Annotated in this window: 11 protein-coding genes; 1 reads left to right on the top strand and 10 read right to left on the bottom strand. The window is 72.6% G+C overall.

Annotated features, from left to right (window positions below):
* Positions 1-17: 17 nt before the first annotated feature.
* The 10 genes from J2N69_RS24010 to J2N69_RS23965 form a co-directional block, all read right to left on the bottom strand.
* Positions 18-1,571 (bottom strand): MmgE/PrpD family protein, encoded by a 1,554-nt coding sequence (locus J2N69_RS24010; protein WP_230902577.1) that lies wholly within the window; start codon positions 1,569-1,571, stop codon positions 18-20.
* Between the two features lie 106 nt (positions 1,572-1,677).
* Positions 1,678-2,046, bottom strand: coding sequence for a nuclear transport factor 2 family protein (locus J2N69_RS24005; protein WP_230902576.1), 369 nt, complete (start codon positions 2,044-2,046; stop codon positions 1,678-1,680).
* A gap of 100 nt (positions 2,047-2,146) precedes the next feature.
* A complete protein-coding gene (locus J2N69_RS24000; protein WP_230902575.1) occupies positions 2,147-3,103 on the bottom strand; it encodes a diacylglycerol/lipid kinase family protein in 957 nt (318 codons plus the stop codon).
* Positions 3,104-3,232: 129 nt separating this feature from the next.
* A complete protein-coding gene (locus tag J2N69_RS23995) occupies positions 3,233-4,444 on the bottom strand; it encodes a cytochrome P450 (protein ID WP_230902574.1) in 1,212 nt (403 codons plus the stop codon).
* A 254-nt stretch (positions 4,445-4,698) separates the two neighbouring features.
* Positions 4,699-6,177 (bottom strand): MFS transporter, encoded by a 1,479-nt coding sequence (locus J2N69_RS23990; protein ID WP_230902573.1) that lies wholly within the window; start codon positions 6,175-6,177, stop codon positions 4,699-4,701.
* Positions 6,178-6,201: 24 nt separating this feature from the next.
* Positions 6,202-6,966: a thioesterase II family protein gene (locus J2N69_RS23985; protein ID WP_230904846.1), complete on the bottom strand. Its 765-nt coding sequence runs from the start codon at positions 6,964-6,966 to the stop codon at positions 6,202-6,204.
* Between the two features lie 35 nt (positions 6,967-7,001).
* Entirely contained in the window at positions 7,002-8,015 is a 1,014-nt protein-coding gene (locus J2N69_RS23980; protein WP_230902572.1) for an LLM class flavin-dependent oxidoreductase, read from the bottom strand.
* 54 nt (positions 8,016-8,069) lie between these two features.
* Positions 8,070-9,734: a fatty acid--CoA ligase gene (locus tag J2N69_RS23975; protein WP_230902571.1), complete on the bottom strand. Its 1,665-nt coding sequence runs from the start codon at positions 9,732-9,734 to the stop codon at positions 8,070-8,072.
* Between the two features lie 88 nt (positions 9,735-9,822).
* Positions 9,823-15,540, bottom strand: coding sequence for a type I polyketide synthase (locus J2N69_RS23970; protein WP_230902570.1), 5,718 nt, complete (start codon positions 15,538-15,540; stop codon positions 9,823-9,825).
* Between the two features lie 33 nt (positions 15,541-15,573).
* Positions 15,574-15,894, bottom strand: a complete 321-nt coding sequence (locus J2N69_RS23965; RefSeq protein ID WP_230902569.1) for an acyl carrier protein — start codon at positions 15,892-15,894, stop codon at positions 15,574-15,576.
* A 252-nt stretch (positions 15,895-16,146) separates the two neighbouring features.
* Here J2N69_RS23965 and J2N69_RS23960 point away from each other — a divergent pair, with 252 nt between their 5' ends.
* Positions 16,147-17,787, top strand: coding sequence for an aldehyde dehydrogenase family protein (locus tag J2N69_RS23960; RefSeq protein WP_230902568.1), 1,641 nt, complete (start codon positions 16,147-16,149; stop codon positions 17,785-17,787).
* Positions 17,788-17,814 lie beyond the last annotated feature (27 nt).

Here is a 17,814-nt window from a genome sequence, read left to right as displayed (position 1 = left end):
CGACGAGCGCGCGGCGCTCAGTCGAGGAAGGCCGCCTCGATCCAGCGGCGCACCCCGCGCGGCCGCATGCGGTGCAGGGCCCCCACGGTGTCGGCCACCTGGTGCGCCCCCCCGACCGCGAGGAACTTCTCGCGGACCATCTCCGAGTGCCGCGCACGCGTGTCGGGGCCGGCCGCGCCGACCGGGATGAGACGGCCGCGCGTGACCGTACGACCGTCCTTCAGCCGTACGGTGACCCGGGCGCCGGTCGCCTTCGTCGACCGGGAGAAGTCCTGGCCAGCCGTGCCGAGGTCGCCGATGAGGTCCACCAGTTCGTCGCCGCCGAAGCCGCGCAGCCAGGGCGCGGCCAGCGGGCCCGCCTCGCGCACCGCCTCGCCGAACGGCGCGTCGGACAGGAAGAGTTCGCGGGTCATGGCCGTGTCGTGCTCCAGGCGCACCCGGTCGGCCAGCTCCCAGCGGTCCGGGTCGTCCAGCCGCGGCGAGGAGAAGTCGTCCACCGAGAACTCCCCGGTCAGCAGCGTGGTGGCGACCGGGTAGGGCACGTCGAGGACGAGGGCGCCGAGCGGAGAGCCCGGGCCGTTGACGTACTGGGCGGCGCGCTCCCCCGCGAAGAGCGTGTAGAGCGACGCCTCCACGACGATCTCCGCCACGTCCCGCGGGCTGACCGGGCCCAGCTCCCGGTGGATCTCCGCGGCGCAGTCCACCGCCGCGTCGATGCCCGGGCCGCCCGGGTGCATCTTGAAGGAGAGGGTGTCGGTGTGCCAGCGGCGGCCGAGGCCCTTGGCCACCGCCTGCGGGAGCGGGACGGTCGCGAAGCGGGCCAGGAAGCCGTCCTGGTGCTCGATGATGTCGGGGGCGCCGCGCAGCCCGGCGGCCGCCGCGTCGCAGGCGTCCATGGCGGTGCGTACGGGCGTGAAGGTGTTGAACAGCCGGGCGTCGCTGGCCAGGAAGGCGCGCATCAGCGGCCAGTTGGGCATGGCGAAGGCCAGGCCGAAGGAGTTCTCCCACTGCGAGGCCGGGGCCCGGTCGCAGTGCAGCCGGCCGGCGACCGCGCCCGCGAGGTGGGTGTGCACCGCGCTCTGGCCGCGCAGGGGGCCGAGCGTGGCGGAGGCGGTGATGCGGGCCGCGCACTCGTTGGCCGCGACTACGGCGGTGAGCAGCGAGAGCCCGTCGAGCTTGCGGGCGTACGCGAAGGCGAGGGGCACCGCGACGGTGGAGTTCGACAGATGACCGGCGTACGCGGTGTCGTCGAGGTTGAGCCAGGAGCCGAGGGCGGCGAAGACCCCGGCGGCGGCCCGCGGGTCGCGCTGCATGGGGTGGCCGAAGGCGGCGACGAGCTTGCGGCCCAGCGGGTGGGCGAGGCCCGCCCTGATGGAGGCGATCTGCGAGAGCACCTGGCTGGCGGCGAGCTTCAGCACCCGGCAGGGCACGTCCTGGGGGCGCAGCCGAGCCGCCCACCGGGACAGTTCGCGCAGCGGGGTGTCCGTGGTGGCGCGGGACGACGCGGCCCGCGGCGGCTCCCACTGCTCGCACAGCGTCCGGGCCACCCGCTCGGCGAGAACACCCGACATGTGACGCACCCTGCCTCTCGTGTGCGGGTCCCGGCGGTGTCGGCTGCCGGGCCGGTGTGGTCCGGGGCGGCGGTACGCCGGTGGCGCACGGCCGCCCCGGGGCGGATCAGGCCGCGGGGACCTTGTCGAGGAAGCCGTAGACACCCTTGATGCGGCCGTCCTCGGCGGTGACCGCGACGTCGAAGCCGATGGCGATCGGCTCGGCGCCGGGCTCGGTCACCAGGCCCCACTGGAAGCGGGCGAGGTTGTGGTGGGTGTCCACCGTGCCGAGCAGCTCGAAGCTGAGGCCCTTGAACTGGTCGCGGGCGCCCGCGATGACCGCGGCGACACCCTCGTGGCCCTCGACCGCGGCGAGCGGGTCGATGTAGGGGGCGTCGGCGGTGAACAGCTCGGCGATGGCCGCGGCGCGCTTGTCGGCGTCCGCCTCGTTCCAGATGGCGAGGTAACGGGTGACGGTGGTGGTGAGGTCGCTCATGATGTCTCCTTGTATCGAAAACGTGTATCGAAGAACGTGTATCGAAAAACGTGTGTCGAGAAGGCCGTGCGGGGTCGGGCGGAGCCGGAGTCGGTCGAGGTCAGGCGGGGTCCGTCGGCGCCCAGGCGGCGAGCGCTCCGGGGAGCACCTCGAAGGTGGCCGAGGCGCCGATGGTGTGCTGGTACTCGCCGTCGTGCTCCAGGGGCAGCCGCTCGCCGTCGGTGCGTTCGACGGTGATCGTGCGGCCGCGTGCGTACACGGTCGCCGGGTGGGCCATGTGCGCGGCTTCCAGGGTCAGTCCGGGCACCTCGGCGGCGGCCACGCCGTCACCGATGACACAGACGTCGAGCAGTCCGTCGTCCAGCAGCGAGTCGGGCAGCACCAGGAACCGGCCGCCCCGGTGCCGGCCGCCCCCGACGTTGGCGAGGACGGTCGGGCCCTCGTGCACCACCCGCCCGTCGACGACGACCCGGCCCGGGTACGGGACGTAGCGCTCGGCGGTCTCGGCGAACGCGCGGGCGTAGCGCTCGCGGCCGCGCAGCGGGATGTCCTTCGCGGTGATGAGCGCGTCGGCGATCACCCCGCTGCAGGCACCGAGGTAGACGTGGTTGCGGGTCTCGGCGAGCCGGGCCAGGTCGAGGTGGCGCAGCCGGGCGCTGCCGCCCGCACCGGAGTCGGCGAGCACCGCCTTGAGCGACTCGGTCCAGGGCCGTTCCCCCCAGAGCATCTTGTACCCGGAGTTCCCGGTGCCGCCGGGGACCACCATGAGTGCGGCCCGTCCGGTGGCCCCGACGAGGCCCTGCACCACCTCGCGCACGGTGCCGTCGCCCCCGATGGCCACCACGAGGTCCGGTGCACCCTCGGAGCGCTCCAGGGCGCGGCGCACGAAGCCGGTCGCGTCCCCTTGGGCGGTGGTGAGGTGGAGCTCGGTGTGGCGCAGGTGGGCGGAGCACAACTCCTTGACTTCGCGCACCAGTTCGGGGCTGTGGCTGCCGGATGCGGGATTGGCTATGACCAGGGCCCTGGTGGGGCCCGCGGCGTCGCTGCTGTCGGCCATGTCGGGCAAACTCCTTGGTCTGGAAGCACCTGCGAACGACTCTTCCACCGGGCGCTGACACGCATCTGACGCCCTGCTGACGGCGTGCGGGGCGGCGGGACGCGTCGGTCACCAGGTCACGGCCGGCTGCTACCAGGTCACGAAGAGGGAGTTCAGCCCGTAGTTGATGGTGTTCTCCCGGAACGAGACCGCCTCGGGCACGTCCGCCAGACGCAGCCCGGGGAAGCGGCCCACCAGGGCCCGCAGGGCGACCTCCAGCTCCATGCGGGCCAGCGAGGTGCCCGGGCACAGGTGCGGGCCGTACCCGAAGGCGATGTGCCGGCTCGCGTCCCGGTCCAGGTCGACGCGGTCGCCGCCGGGGAAGACGCTCTCGTCGTGGTTGGCGCTGGGGTAGGCGAGGATCACGCCGTCGCCCTTCTCGATGCGGGCGCCGCCGATCTCCGCGTCGTCGACGGCGACGCGGACCTGGTTGTCCTGGGTGATGGACCAGTAGCGCAGCAGTTCCTCGACGGCCGGGGCGAACAGGTCCGGTTCGCGGCGCAGCCGGTCCCACAGCCCCGGTTCGCGCAGCAGGCTGAGCACACTGAGGCCGAGCTGGTGCGCGGTGGTCTCGTGGCCGGCCACCAGGAAGAGCCGGGCCATCGCCACCAGGTCGTCATGGGCCAGCTCGCCCTTCGCGACGTACCGCGTGACCAGGCGGCTGAGCAGGTCGTCCCGCGGCTCCTCGGCCTTGCGCCTGATCAGCCCGTCCAGGTACGCCGTCATCTCGATGAAGGAGCCGTAGATCTCCGCGGGCGTGGCGTCCTGCGAGAGGACGGCCTGGCTCAGCTCGGTGAAGTCGCACTCGTCCTCCTCCGGTACGCCGAGCATGCGGGCGATCACCAGGGACGGCAGCCGCACGGTGAAGCGGGCCACGAGGTCGGCGGGCCGGGGCCCGTGCTCCAGCTCGTCGGCGAGCCGGTCCACCAGCAGCTCCACCGAGGGGCGCAGCGCGCGGGTGCGGCGGGCGGTGAACTCGGTCATGGCCATGCGGCGCAGCCGCCCGTGCTCGGGTCCGTCCATGCGCGTGAAGGACATCACCCGTGGCGTGGGCGGCAGTTGGATGCGGACCGGGAAGCCGGGCAGCGTGTCGTCCGAGCTGAAGCGCGGATCGACGAGGATCGCGCGGACATCGGCATAGCGGGTGACAAGCCACGCCTCACCTGTCCTGATCCTTACCTTCACGGGCGTGCCCTTGCGCAGCTCGGCGTAGGCCTCCGGTGGCGCGTACGGGCAGGTGCGCGGCATGGGCCAGGCGGCGAGACGCGCCTCGGTGACCGGCATGACAGGAGTTGCCGTCATGAGATTCCCCCCTCAGTTGTGGCTGATTCCTTTCCGTCATGCTGGCCGAAACCTCTGATGCTCCCCTGACGCCCGGCTGACCCTCGCGGAGCCTGTCGCACTGCTTCTGACCAGCGCACGAAACATGGCTGTAACACACGGAGCGTCCTTGCCGCCGGACATGCGAAAGGCGGGTGTCCCGGAGCGGAGACTCCGGGACACCCGCCTTGTCGGACCCCCGTCGCCGGGCGTCCCCTCAGGCCTTCTCCGGCCGGCTACACGGCCTTCTCGGCCTTGCGCGGCAGGAACTGCACCAGGACCGCCACCAGGACGCAGATGCCGGCCTGGACGTACAGGCTGTAGCCGAACCCGTCGGTGTAGCCCTGCGCGGACGGATGCTCCCCGACCTGGTCGAAGAAGACCACGCCGATGACCGCGATGCCCAGCGCGTTGCCCATCTCCTGGCCGGTGGAGAAGACTCCGGAGGCCGCCGCGGCGTGGGTGGGCGCCACACCCTCCAGGACCAGGGAGGTGAGCGGGGCGACCACCAGGCCCATCCCGAAGCCGCAGACCACCATCGCGGGGATGCACCAGCCGACCGAGCCCGTGGTGCCGAGCCGCTCGGCGGTCTGCGCGAAGGCGATGTCGCCCGCGGCCACCACCAGGGCGCCGAGCGCGAGCGCCTGGCGTCCCAGCCGCGCGGCGAACTTGGGCGCCATCGCCGAGGCCACGAAGAAGCCGAGCCCCAGCGGCACGAAGAGCAGCCCCGACTTCAGGGCCGACGTGCCGTGGCCCTGCTGGAGGTAGAGCGCGAGGACCAGGAAGAAGGAGGCCATCACCGAGAAGTAGACGAGGATGGTGACGGACCCGACGCCGAACGCGCGGTCCCGGAAGAGGGACGGGCTCACCAGCGGCGACCTGCCGCGCGCCGCGAGCCGCCGCTGAGTGGCCCAGAAGGCGGCGAGCAGCGGCACCGCGGCCGCCATGCACAGCCACGTCCAGGCGGGCCACCCCTCCTCACGGCCGATGACCAGCGGCAGCACGACGGCGGTGAGCCCGGCGGTGACCAGCAGGACGCCGGTCAGGTCGAGCCCGGTGCGGCCCTCCGACCTCGACTCCGGCACCAGCTTCGGGGTGAGCACGAGGACGAGGACGCCGATCGGCACGTTGATCAGGAAGATGGTCCGCCAGTCCCAGCCGAAGACGTCGGCCTTGATGAGCAGGCCGCCGATCAGCTGCCCGAAGACCGCCGCCGCGCCGAGCGCCACACCGTACGCGTTGAACGCGACGGCCCGGTGCTTGCCCGAGTACGTGGTGGTCAGGATGCCGAGCACCTGCGGGATGACCAGGGCGGCGGCCGCGCCCTGGATGCCGCGGGCGACGATCAGCTCGGCCATGTTCTGCGCGATGCCGCAGGCCAGCGAGGCGAGCGTGAAGACCGCCACGCCGATCGAGTAGACCTTGCGCCGCCCGTAGATGTCGCCGAGCCGGCCGCCGGTGATCAGCAGCGCGGACAGGCCGATGGTGAAGGTGACGGCGATGAGCTGGATGTCCGCCGCCGTGGCGTGCATGTTCGTCTGGAGCGAGGGGATCGCCACGTTGACGATGAAGAAGTCGAGGTTGGTGACGAAGAGGCCGGCCAGGACGACCAGGAGCGCCCCGTAGGACGGCTTGGCCGCCGCGGCCTCGTCCGGTGGCGCGGCCGCCGGCGCGAGCGGTGGTGCCGCGCTCTTGATTTCCGCTTCGGTGGTCATGACCGACCTTCCTGAGTCGTTGGCTCAGCGGGCGGCGGCGACGAGCCGCCGCAGCCGCTGGGCGAAATGCGTGGTGACGGCCTCGGCGTGGCTGTCGATGTAGAAGTGGCCGCCGGGGTACTCGCTGTGGCCCAGGTAGTGGGGGCTGCGCCCGGCCCAGTGCGTCATGGCGTCCGGGCTCTCCATCAGCGGGTCGGAGGCGCCGCCGTAGGAGACCAGCGGGCAGGCGGTGCCCGCGCCGTCGTCGACGTACTGGGCGGCGACCCGCAGGTCGGCGCGGAGCGCGGGGACGACGAGGGCGAGCATCTCCGGGTTGTCGTAGATCTCGGCGGGGAAGGAGCCCAACTTCTTGATCCACTCGACCAGTTCGGGGTCGGGCATCCGGCTCTGCTCCTCCGTCGGCTGGAAGAAGCCCTCGGGCGACCAGCCGGACATGCCGACGAGGACCGGCGCGGGGCCGCTCTCCGCCTCCATGCGAATGGTGAGCCGGAACGCCAGCTGGGCACCGAGGCAGTGCCCGAAGAACGCGAAGGGCCGCTCGTCCAGGTCGTCGAGCAGGGCCTCGTGCAGCGCGTCGAGCAGCGGGTCCCAGTCGGCGTACGAGGTCTCCTCGCGCCGGTTGTGGCGGCCGGGCAGGGTCACCGCCTGCGGGGCGATGTCGGCGGGCAGCAGCCGCTCCCAGTCGCGGTAGATGATGGCGCCGCTGCCCGCGTGCGGCAGCATGAACAGGCGTACGGAGGCGTCCTCGGACGGCTCGGCGGGGTGGAACCACTCCCCCGCGGCGGACATGTCCTGGCCCAGGGCGGTGGCGGTGGTGGCGGTGGTCACGACTGTGTTCTCCCAACGGTTGTCTGCTCCCCGATGGCGCGCAGCGCGGGCAGCAGCACCTCGGCGATCTCCTTCAGCTGCGGCTCCGGGTCGAGCGATCCGATCCGGATGACCAGGTGGCGGGCGCCGGCCCGCACATAGGCGCCCAGCCACTCGGCGCAGCTCTCGGCGCTGCCCCAGCCGTAGGCCTGGATGGCCGACATCTGCTCCAGGGAGCGCCCGTAGTAGTGCTCGATGTAGTGCTCCAGCTCGGCCTTGGCCGCCGCCTCGTCGCGGTCGACGGTGACCGTCGCGTACAGCGCGGGGGTGACCGCGTCCGGCGTGCGGCCCGCCGCCTCGGCGAGTTCGGCGATGCGGGCGCGGGCCCTGCCGTACGCCTCGGCGTCGGGCAGGAACGGCAGCCAGCCGTCGTACTTCTCGGCGACGCGGGCGAGCACCTTGGGGGTGTCACTGCCGGCCAGCCAGAGCGGCGGGCCGCCGGGCGTGGCCGGCTTCGGCAGCCGCTCAAGACGTTCGGCCTGCCAGAACCTGCCGTCGAAGTCGCAGGAGCTGCCCTCCTCGCCGGAGTGCCAGGCGGTGCGCCACAGCGCGGCGATCTCGTCGAGCCGCCCCACCCGTCCGGCGAAGGAGGCCCCGACGGAGGCGAATTCCTCCTCGGTCTCGGGCATCGGGAAGCCGGAGCCGAGCCCGAGGACCAGCCGGCCGGCGGCCACGTGGTCGAGGCTCGCGATCATGTGGGAGCCGATCAGCGGGTGGCGCAGGGCGGGGGTGAACGCGGCCGTGCCGACGGTGATCCGCTCGGTGGCCGCGGCGGCCGCCGAGAGCACGACGAGGGGGTCGAGGCGCGGCCGGGCGGTCAGCGAGTCGCCCGCCCACAGCGAGTCGAAGCCGAGCGCCTCGGCCTGCCGGGCGAAGTCGAGCAGCGGGGCGGCCGCGTAGGTGCCGTTGATGGCCTGCTCCCGGGTGGGCAGCAGGATGCCGATGCGAAGGGGCCCGGCTGAGGACTGCATGGGGTACTCCGTTTCGTGTGGCGGAGGTTGCGGTGCGCCGGCGGTGCCGGCACGTCAGATGGGCTGCCTCTGCGGCGGCAGGGACGCCGCCCGCGCCGAGGTGCGGCGCTGGAGGGGAAGCGTGAGCCGCTCGGCCGGCGCGGGTGCCTCGGCGGCCAGCCGTTCCCGCACGGCGCGGCGCAGGATCTTGCCCGTGGGGTTGCGCGGCAGGTCGTCGGCGAAGTGGAAGTCGCTCGGGATCTTGTAGTCGGCGAGGTGGCCGCGGAGCGCGACGAGCAGTTCGCGGGGCTTGACGGTGGCGCCGGGCCGCCGGACGACGACGGCGTGCACCGCCTCGCCCCAGTGCGGGTCGGGCAGTCCGACCACGGCGGCGTCGGCGACGGCCGGGTGCGCGGCGAGCGCCTTCTCGACCTCGGCGGGGTAGATGTTCTGCCCGGCCACGATGATCGTGTCGTTCATGCGGTCCCGCAGGTGGACGTAGCCGTCCTCGTCGAGGTAGCCGGCGTCGCCCATGTGCAGCCACTCCCCCACCAGGGTCCGCGCGGTGGCCTCGGGGAGGTTCCAGTAGCCGAGCATGCGTGACGGGGTGCGCACGCATATCTGGCCGGTCTCGCCGGGCGGCAGTGTCTCGCCGTCCGGGCCGATGACCTTCACCTCGTTGCCGGGGCAGGGCCTGCCGACCGAGGTGAGGAGGCGCGTGCCGGGGCGGTGCGCCTCGGGCGGCAGGCACACCGCGACGCTGCCGGTCTCCGTGCTGGCGTAGATCTGGGCGAACTCGCAGCCGAACACCTCCAGGCAGCGTTCGAGCAGCGTCGGGGACATCGGCGCCGCCCCGTAGGCGATCTTGCGCATCGAGGTGAACGCGGCGGGGCCCGCGCCGCGTTCGGCCGTCATCATCTGGAGCATGGCGGGCGCCGCGAAGGTGATCGTGACCCCGTGCTCCCGGATCAGCCGCACCGCCTCCTGCGGGATGAACTGCGGCATCACCACGCTGGTGCCGCCCGCGTTGAAGGTGTGCATGAACCAGCCGATGCCCGCGATGCCGAAGCCCGGCAGCGAGATCAGGCTGACGTCGTCCGGCCGCCAGTCGAGCCACTCCGCGCCGTGCGCGCGCATCGCGGCGGGCAGCGTGAAGAAGCTGCGGTGGGCGAGGACCGCGCCCTTGGGCAGGCCGGTGGTGCCGCTGGTGTAGATCTGCACGACGGCGTCGTCGGGTCCGGTGCCCGGCTCCAGGTCGGTGTCGGGGTGGTTGGCGTACCAGGCGGGCAGCCCGGTGCCGCGCGCCGGTTCGCCCTCGCCGTCGGTGCCGTCGACCCGTACGACGGTGCGCAGCCGCGGGAGCTGCGGCTTGACGCGGTCCGCCGTCTCCCAGAACTCGTCGTCGACGAAGAGGAGTACGGCGCCCGAGTCCCGAAGGATGTGGTCCACCTCGTCCCTCGTCAGGCGCCAGTTGACCGGGACCAGGACGGCGCCCGCCTTCGCGCAGGCGAGGATGGTGAGGTAGTAGTTCTCCGACTCGCGGCCCAGGTAGGCGACGCGGTCACCGCGGCCGAGCCCCGCGTCGCGCAGGGCGTGGGCGGCGCGGTTGCTGTCCCGGTGCAGCTTCCCGTACGTCGTGGTGCGGTCCTCGCAGATGATCGCCGCGTGTTCCGGCCGGGCGCCCGCGTGGACTCTGGAGCTCCGGGTCAGCGTCCAGCCGCTGGTGGTGTGGTCTCTCACTGTGGTCTCCCCGCTGCGTGGGACATCTCGGTGGGTGTCGTGAGGTGAGTGGATGCCGTGGGGGGTGGCTGCTGTCGTACGGGGACGGTCAGGGGTGCTGCTGGGTGGCCGGGGCCAGGCGTCCGTCGAGGAACTCCGTGAGCCGGCGGACCGTCGGGTGGTCGAAGGTCAGCGAGGCGGGCAGCGGCAGCCGGAACAGCGACTCCAGGCCGCCCTTGACGGTCTGCGCCATCAGCGAGTCCAGGCCGAGCGAGACGAACTCGGCGTTCGGGTCGAGGTCGTCCTCGGCCTCCATGTGCAGGGCGGCGGCGACCTGTTCGCGCACGGCCGAGGCGATCAGGGCCGTGCGTTCCGGCTTCGGCAGGGCGCTCAGCGCGGCGAGGTCGAGGCCGGTGCCGCCGTCGTCGCCCTGGTCCTGCCGGGCGAGCCGGTCGTAGAAGGCGTCGTCCACGACTGAGCCCGCCACATAGCGCGCCCAGTCGAACTCGCCGACCACCCGGCGGCTGCCGGCCCGGTGCCAGAGCCCGGCCAGGGTGTCCAGCGCCCTGGTGGGCGAGAAGAAGCGGACGCCGCTGCGGTCGATCTCCTGGGCCAGCTGCTCGTCGAGCCGGGCGGACATGCCGACCCTGGCCCAGGCGCCCCAGTTGGCGGAGACTCCGGGCAGGCCGTGCAGGCCGCGCCACTCGGCGAGGCCGTCGAGTCCCGCGCTGGCGGCGGCGTAGTGCCCCTGCGTCGCGCCGCCGAGGACGGCGGCGATCGAGGAGTACGTCACGAAGAACTCCAGCTCGGGGAAGTGTTCCTCGGCGGCCTCGTGCAGCAGCCAGGCGCCGTACGCCTTCGGGGCCAGCTGGGCGTCGATGGACTCCCAGGTCAGCTCCGCGATCAGCTTCTTGTCGAAGGAACCGGCCGCGTGCACGAGGCCGCCCACCGGATGGGGCCCCGCCGCGAGGCCTGCGGCCAGGCGCCGCACGTCCCCGGCGTCGCTCACATCGGCGCGTACGAGGGAGACCTCCGCCCGCTCGGACAGCTCCGCGAGGACCGGCGCCGCCTCTTCGGTGGCCCGGCCGCTCCGGCTGACCAGGGTCAGGTGCCGTGCGCCCAGTTCCACGAGCTTGCGGGCGGTGACCAGGCCGAGGCCGCCGAGGCCACCGGTGACGAGGTAGGTGCGGTCCGGGCGGACGCGGGCCGGTGCGGGCGCCGTCTCCGGGCCGCCGGGCACGTCCACCCACACCTCGGCGCGGGAGCCGCAGGCGGCGGTGCGCAGGGCCTCGCCGATTTCCTCCAGGCGGAAGGCCGGGGAGCCGCCCCGTACCGTGCCGCGCGTCGCGCCGGGGGCGAGTGCCACGGCGGTCGCGGGGACGGTGAGGGTGGCGCGCAGTGCGCCGTCATGGCGTACGTAGACCTCGTCGCCCGCGGTGAACGCGGCCTCGGCGCCGGCCGCGACGACCGTGCCCGCGGCCAGTGAGCCGAGCACGGGGCCGGCCTCGCCGGACTGTTCGCCGTCCAGGGCGGCGCGGGCGTCCTCGGCGGTGAGGGCGACCGAGGCGACGCGCACCTGGACCTCACCGGCGGCGGGCGCGCGGTCGTCGACGGGCGCGAGGGAGAGGTCGGAGAGGTCCCCGGAGCCGGGTGTGCGCAGTGCGAAGCCACCGGGCCAGGTGCGGGCGGCGTCGCCGGGCAGCAGCCTGCGGACGTGGCGGGCGCCGGTGCGGTGCGCGACCTGGAACTCGCCGGGGGCCTCGGCGCGGACCTCGTCGAACAGCGCCGTCAGGTCGCCGCCCGGCTCGATGTCGACCAGGGTCGCGCGGTACTGCGGGGACTCGGTGAGCAGGACCCGGCCGAAGCCCCACAGGGTGGCGGCGCCGAGGTGGGCGCCGTCGCCGGGCCGGTCGCCGGGCAGCTTCTGGGCGCCCTCGGTGACCAGCCACAGCCGGGGCGGGCGCTGCTGGGCCGCGGCGTCCAGGACCGTGAGCAGGCCGAGCAGGTCGCGGTAGTTGTGCTCGCACTCGGCGCGGTACAGCGCGGCGGACATGGCGCCGGGCAGCGGCTGCCAGCTCCAGCAGATGTCGGTGACGGAGGTGTCCTCCAGGGCGGTCTTGAGCGCGGCGGCGTCCGCGACGGGCGTGACACGCAACCCGTTTCCGCCGGGGGCGCCGGGGGTGCCGGGGGCCTCGGCGCGGCCCAGGAGCAGGACGTGCCGGGGGGCGGTGTCCGCGGCGAGGGCGGGCAGGGCGCGGCGCACCCATTCGGAGCGGTGCAGGAACTGCCGCTGCCCGGCGGGGCCTTCGGGGCGGGCCAGGGTGACTCCGCCGAGTTCGAGGACGGGGCTGCCGTTCTCCAGGACGAGGATGTCGGCGAGGCGCCGGTCCTGTTCCGTGGTGACGCGGGCGACGACGTTCAGCCGGGCGCCGCGGGGCTTCTTGAAGTGGCGTACGGACGTGATCTCCCGGGGCAGGAAGACCGGGCCCTCGGGGTCGAGGACGACGGCGGCCGCCAGCGCGGCCTCGATCAGCTCGGCGGGCACCTGCTCGACGGCGGTGGTGCCGCGGCACTCCAACTCGGCGGTGAAGACGCCGTCTTGGTGGCGTGCCGCCGTGGCCAGGGCGCGGGCGCGCGGGCCGTACGGGCGGCCCACCGAGGCGAGGTCGGTGTAGAGGTCCTCGGCGTCGCTCTCCAGGGTGGCGGGGCCCGCCACGAGCCCGGTGAGTTCCGGCTCCCGCTGGTCCTGCCCCGCGGTGAGCACGGCGCTCGCGTGCACCAGCTCCCGCGGCTCGTCCTCGCCGGTCTGCTCCGCGACGGTCAGGACGGTCACGTCGGCGCCGCCGTCCGGGCGCGGCCGCAGCCGGGTGGTCAGCGTGCGGGGCGTCTCGGCCTGCAGGGTGAGGGGTTCGCCGATGCGCAGCTCGCGGACGGCGGCGCGGGTGTGGCCGTGCACGGCGTCCTGGAGCGCGAGCAGCAGGTCGGCGTAGGCGCCGACGGGCAGCGTCGTACGCTCGCCGTCGGCGAAGTCGGCGAGGGCGCCCAGCTCCTCGACGGTGAACTCCGCGGTGAACTCGCGCGCGGCGCCCTCGCACGCGACCTCCGTGCCGAGCAGCGGGTGGTGCGCCGCCCCGCCCCGGGTGGCGCCCCTGCGCGGGGTGACGGAGGGCAGCCAGTAGCGCTTGCGCTGGAAGGCGTAGGTGGGCAGCGCCACCTTGGCGGGGACGGCGCGCCCCTCGTGGTAGCCGGACCAGGAGACCGGCAGACCGGCGGTGTAGTACTCGGCGAGCGCCCGCAGCGTGGTGTCGCCGCCCCGGTCGCGGCGGCGCAGGCTGGCCAGCCACAGGTGGTCCTCGACGGGCAGTGAGCGCCGGGCGAGGGCGGTGAGCGCGGTGGAGGGGCCGATCTCGACGAGAGCGTGGCGGCCGCGCTTGGCGACCGCGCGGATGCCCGCGAGGAACTGCACCGGTTCACCGATGTGCCGCACCCAGTACTCGGGGGTGCCGATCTCGGCGAACCGCGCGAGCTTGCCGGTGACGTTGGAGATCAGGCTGATGGCCGGCTCGTGGAAGGTGACGGCGTCCAGGGCGGTGCGGAAGTCGTCGTACACCTCGGCCATGAGCGGCGAGTGGAAGGCGTGCGAGACGGCCAGCTGTTCGACGCGCAGGCCTTGGCCCGTCAGCTCGGCGGTGACCTGGGCGAGCGCCTCGGTACCGCCCGAGATCACGCACTGGTCGGGGGCGTTGGCCGCGGCGAGCGCCAGGTCCGGGTGGGCTTCGAGGAGCGGCAGGACGTCTTCGGCGGGGGCGGTGACCGCGGCCATGCCGCCCTTCGCGCGCACGGCCTGCATGAGGCGGGCACGGGCGGCCACCAGCGTGACGGCGTCGGGGAGGCTGAAGAGCCCGGCGACGGCGGCGGCCGCGGCCTCGCCGATGCTGTGCCCGATGAGCACGTTCGGGCGCACGCCCCAGGACATCCACAGCTGGGCGAGCGCGTACTCCAGGGTGAACAGGGCGGGCTGGGTGTACTCGGTGCGGTCGATCGCCTCGGGGTCATCGGCCGTGCCGATGACCAGGTCGCGTATGGAGCGGCCGAGTGCGGCGGCGAAGAGGCGGTCGCACGCGTCGACGTGCCGGCGGAAGACCGGGAAGCCCTCGTACAGGTGGGCGCCCATGCCCGCGTACTGCGAGCCCTGCCCGCTGAACATGAAGGCGACCTTGCGGATGCCCGCGGGGCCCTGGTGGTCGCGGTCCGCGGCCTTGTCCAGGAGCTTGGTGAGGGCGGCGCGGTCGGCGACCGGACCGGCGAGGCGGTACGGGTGGTGGGTGCGGGCGACGTTGCCGGTGTAGCAGAGCGCGTCGACCGGCAGGGCGGGGTCGGTGTCGAGCAACCGGCGGTAGTTCGCGACGTGTTCGCTCAGGGCGGCCGCCGTCTTGGCGGAGAGCGTGAACAGCGGGGTCGCGGGCGCCTCGCCGGACGCGGCGGTGTCGGTCACCGGCGCCGGGGGCTGCTCCAGGACGACCGCGCCGATCGTGCCCGCGAAGCCGAAGCTGTTGACGACCGCGCGCCGCACCGGTGCCTTCCACGGCTCGCACGCGGTGGGCACGCGCACCGGGTACAGGTCCCAGGGGATGCGGCCGGAGGGGGTGTCGAGGTTGAGGTGCGGGTAGATCGTGGCGGATCTGATCTGGAGGACCGCCTTGATGACGCCGACGATGCCGGAGGCGGGCTCCATGTGGCCGAGGTTGGTCTTCACGGAGCCGACGAGCAGCGGATCGTCCGTGGTGTGCGAGTCGGCGAAGGTGTCGCCGATGGCGCCGAACTCGATGGGGTCGCCGAGCGGGGTGCCGGTGCCGTGGGCCTCCACGTACTGGATGTCCTCGGGGGCGAGCGCGGCGGCGGCGAGCGCGCTGCGGATGACCTTCTCCTGGGCGGGGCCGTTCGGCACGGTCAGGCCCGCGCTGTCGCCGTCCTGGCCGACGGCGGTGCCCTTGACCAGGGCGAGGACGGTGTCGCCGTCGCGGGTGGCGTCCGCCAGGCGCTTCAGTACGAGGACGCCGCAGCCCTCGGCGCGGGCGTAGCCGTCGGCGGACTCGTCGAAGGTCTTGCACTGGCCGTCGGGGGAGAGCATCTGCGCGTTGGAGAACATGACGGGGATGCGGGGGTGGTGCAGGGCGTTGACGCCGCCGCAGAGCGCGATGTCGGTCTCGCCGGCGCGCAGCCCCTGGACGGCGACGTGCAGGGCGGCCAGCGACGACGAGCAGGCGGTGTCGATGCTCATGCTCGGGCCGCGCCAGCCGAGGAAGTACGAGAGGCGGCCCGACAGCGGGAACATGGTGATGCCGGAGGCGAGCAGGCCGTCCAGTTCCTCGTAGGGCAGGGAGTCCAGCTCCAGGGCGTAGTCGATGGAGCTGGCGCCGATGTAGACGCCGCCGTTGCCGCGGCGCAGCGGCGCGGGGTCGATGTTGGCGTGCTCCAGGGCCTGCCAGGCGGTCTCCAGCAGCATGCGCTGCTGGGGGTCCATGTACTGCGCTTCCTTCGGGGAGATGTTGAAGAAGGCCGCGTCGAAACGGTCGATGCGGTCGAGGAATCCGCCGGACGTGGTGTGGATCTTTCCCTTGTCGTCCGGGCTCTGCGGCGTGAAGGCGTCGACGTCCCACCGGTCGCCCGGAATGGGCCCGATACCGGAGCGCCCCTCGCGCAGGAAGGCGTCGAATTCGTCGAGCGAATTGCTGCCGCCGGGGAAACGCAGGCCGACGCCGACGATGGCGATCGGTTCGGGCGCCCGGCCGGACACCTTGTTGTTCTCTGATTCCTCGTGCGGCATGGAGCGTCTCCTTCTCGTCCGGTCCCTGTCGGGTCAGTTGCTGCCTGGTATCGCGCCGGTGGCGGCGCGGGACGGATCGGACACGGCGTCGACGAGATAGTCGAGGAGTCGGCCGACCGTGGGCTCGTTGAAGAGCACGTTGGCGTTGATGGAGAGTTCCAGGATTCCTTCGAGGGTCTGCCTCATCTGCGTGAGCTTCAGCGAGGTGAGGCCGAGGTCGAAGTAGCTGATGTCCAGCGGGAGTTCCTCGGTCTCGTCCATGAGCAGACTCGCCCTGAACTGGCTGACGAGGAGCTGCTCCATTTCCTCCGCGAGTTCCGTCCGGGGCAGTTCCCGGAATTGCTGAAGTGTCATGTGTTGGGGAGACATGGAGCAATGAAATCAATGACTGCTGACGCCTCACTGACGTCGCGCGCGTACCCCATGCGCACGCCACTCAGTCTTTCTTCGGCGCACTCGCCACAGGGTTGGCTCAAACAACGCGGAAGCGGCAATCAGTACGGCGTCAGCGGCAGGTCAGATCCTGCTGCCACGATCGAGATGCTTCGAAACAAGAGCTCACCAGATCGGAATCCACTCGGAGAACCCCACCCCGAAAGGCTGATAATGCTGCGCGGCGCCATACAGGAGGAAAGTGCTCCGGCACGTTCCGGACTCAAGAGCTATGACCTCTACATCGCGGGCAAGGACGTCGCGGGTGACGGGTGGGTCTACACCGTCAGCGGGCGCTCCCTGCTGGAAGACGTCTTCACCAGCGTGAGCCTCAAGCGCACGCTGGAACAGGACCCCGAATCCGACGCGGCGAACCACCCGTATGTGGTGGGGCGTTGCGCGATCGCCGACGACTCCGCCATCGACCTGGCCACGCAGGCCGCGGCGGCGGCGGCCCCGGACTGGGCGGCCGTCCCGCAGGAGCGGCGGATGCGTCTGGGCACCCGGTTCCGCGAGGAGCTGATCAAGCACCAGGACGAGTTCCTGGACATGCTGGTCGCCGAGTCGCACCCGGTGAAGCTGGCCCGCTGGGAGCTGAGCTGCCTGCTCCAGATCTACGCCCCCGGCTCCCTGCGCTGGTACACGAAGCAGATGCGCGTCGAGAAGGAGTACGGCGGCCGCAAGCTGATCCTCCAGCGCCAGCCGGACGGCGTGGTGGCCTTCAACCCGCCGCAGAACGCGCCGCTGCCGAGCGCCGCGCTCTCCGTCCTCGCCCTGATGGCCGGCAACGCCGTCGTGGTGCGGGCACCGCGCAGCATCGCGCTGTCCACCATGTGGCTGCTGCGGGACATCGTGGCCCCGCTCCTGGAGGAGTTCGACGCCCCGCCCGGCGTCCTGAACGCGGTGTGCTCCAACCCCAAGCAGACCCTGGACCGCTGGGTCGCCGACCCGCTGATCAACGACATCTTCTACATCGGCGGCAGCCAGGAGGGCCTGCGCTTCGAGCAGGCCTGCGTCGCCAACGGCAAGAAGCCCATCCTCGAACTGGCCGGTAACGACGGCATCGTGGTGTGGAAGGACGCCGACGTGAAGTGGGCGGCCGAGGCCATCACCGAGTCGTTCTTCGGCTCCGGCCAGATCTGCATGGTGCCCAACTACGTCCTGGTGCACCCGGCCGTCGCCGACCAGCTCATCGCGGAGGTCAAGGAGCAGGTCAAGGCCATCAAGCCGGGCTTCCCCGAGGAGGAGGACGTCCTGCTCTCCCCGGTGCGCCGCAGCGAGCGCTTCTTCCGGCTGCTGCGCCAGGCCCTGGACAACGGCGCCGAACTGGTGACCGGCGGCAACCGCACCGAGCTGGACGGCACACCGTCGGAGACGGGTGTCTTCCTCCAGCCCACCGTCGTCCGCGTCGACGGCCTGGACCGGGCCCGCACCTACGACGTCGTACGCGAGGAGACGTTCTTCCCGCTGATCCCGGTCATCGTGCCGGAGGCGGACAACGACGACGCCCTCCTGGAGGACTTCCTGCGGTTCGTCAACTCCAACGAGTACGGCTTGCGCAACTCCCTCTGGTCGCGCTCCGACCACGTCATCGACACCTTCGTGCGCCGCGTCGTCAACGGCGGCCTGCTGAAGGTCAACGACTCCCACATCGGGTTCCTGCCGTACCTGCCGAGCCACGGCGGTACCGGCCGCACCGGCGGCGCCTTCGGCGAGGCCAACTACCCGATGCTCAAGACCTCGCACGTGCAGGGCGTCAGCATCGCGCGTGACGTCAGCCCCTACCAGGCGGTCTTCGGCGCGTTCGACGACTGACGGCACCCATCCCATCCGACCCACGGA

Source organism: Streptomyces huasconensis, assembly GCF_021028635.1.
Classification (GTDB): domain Bacteria; phylum Actinomycetota; class Actinomycetes; order Streptomycetales; family Streptomycetaceae; genus Streptomyces; species Streptomyces huasconensis.
The sequence above is the reverse complement of the archived record's forward strand: the minus strand, read 5'-3'. Positions and strand labels throughout refer to the sequence as shown.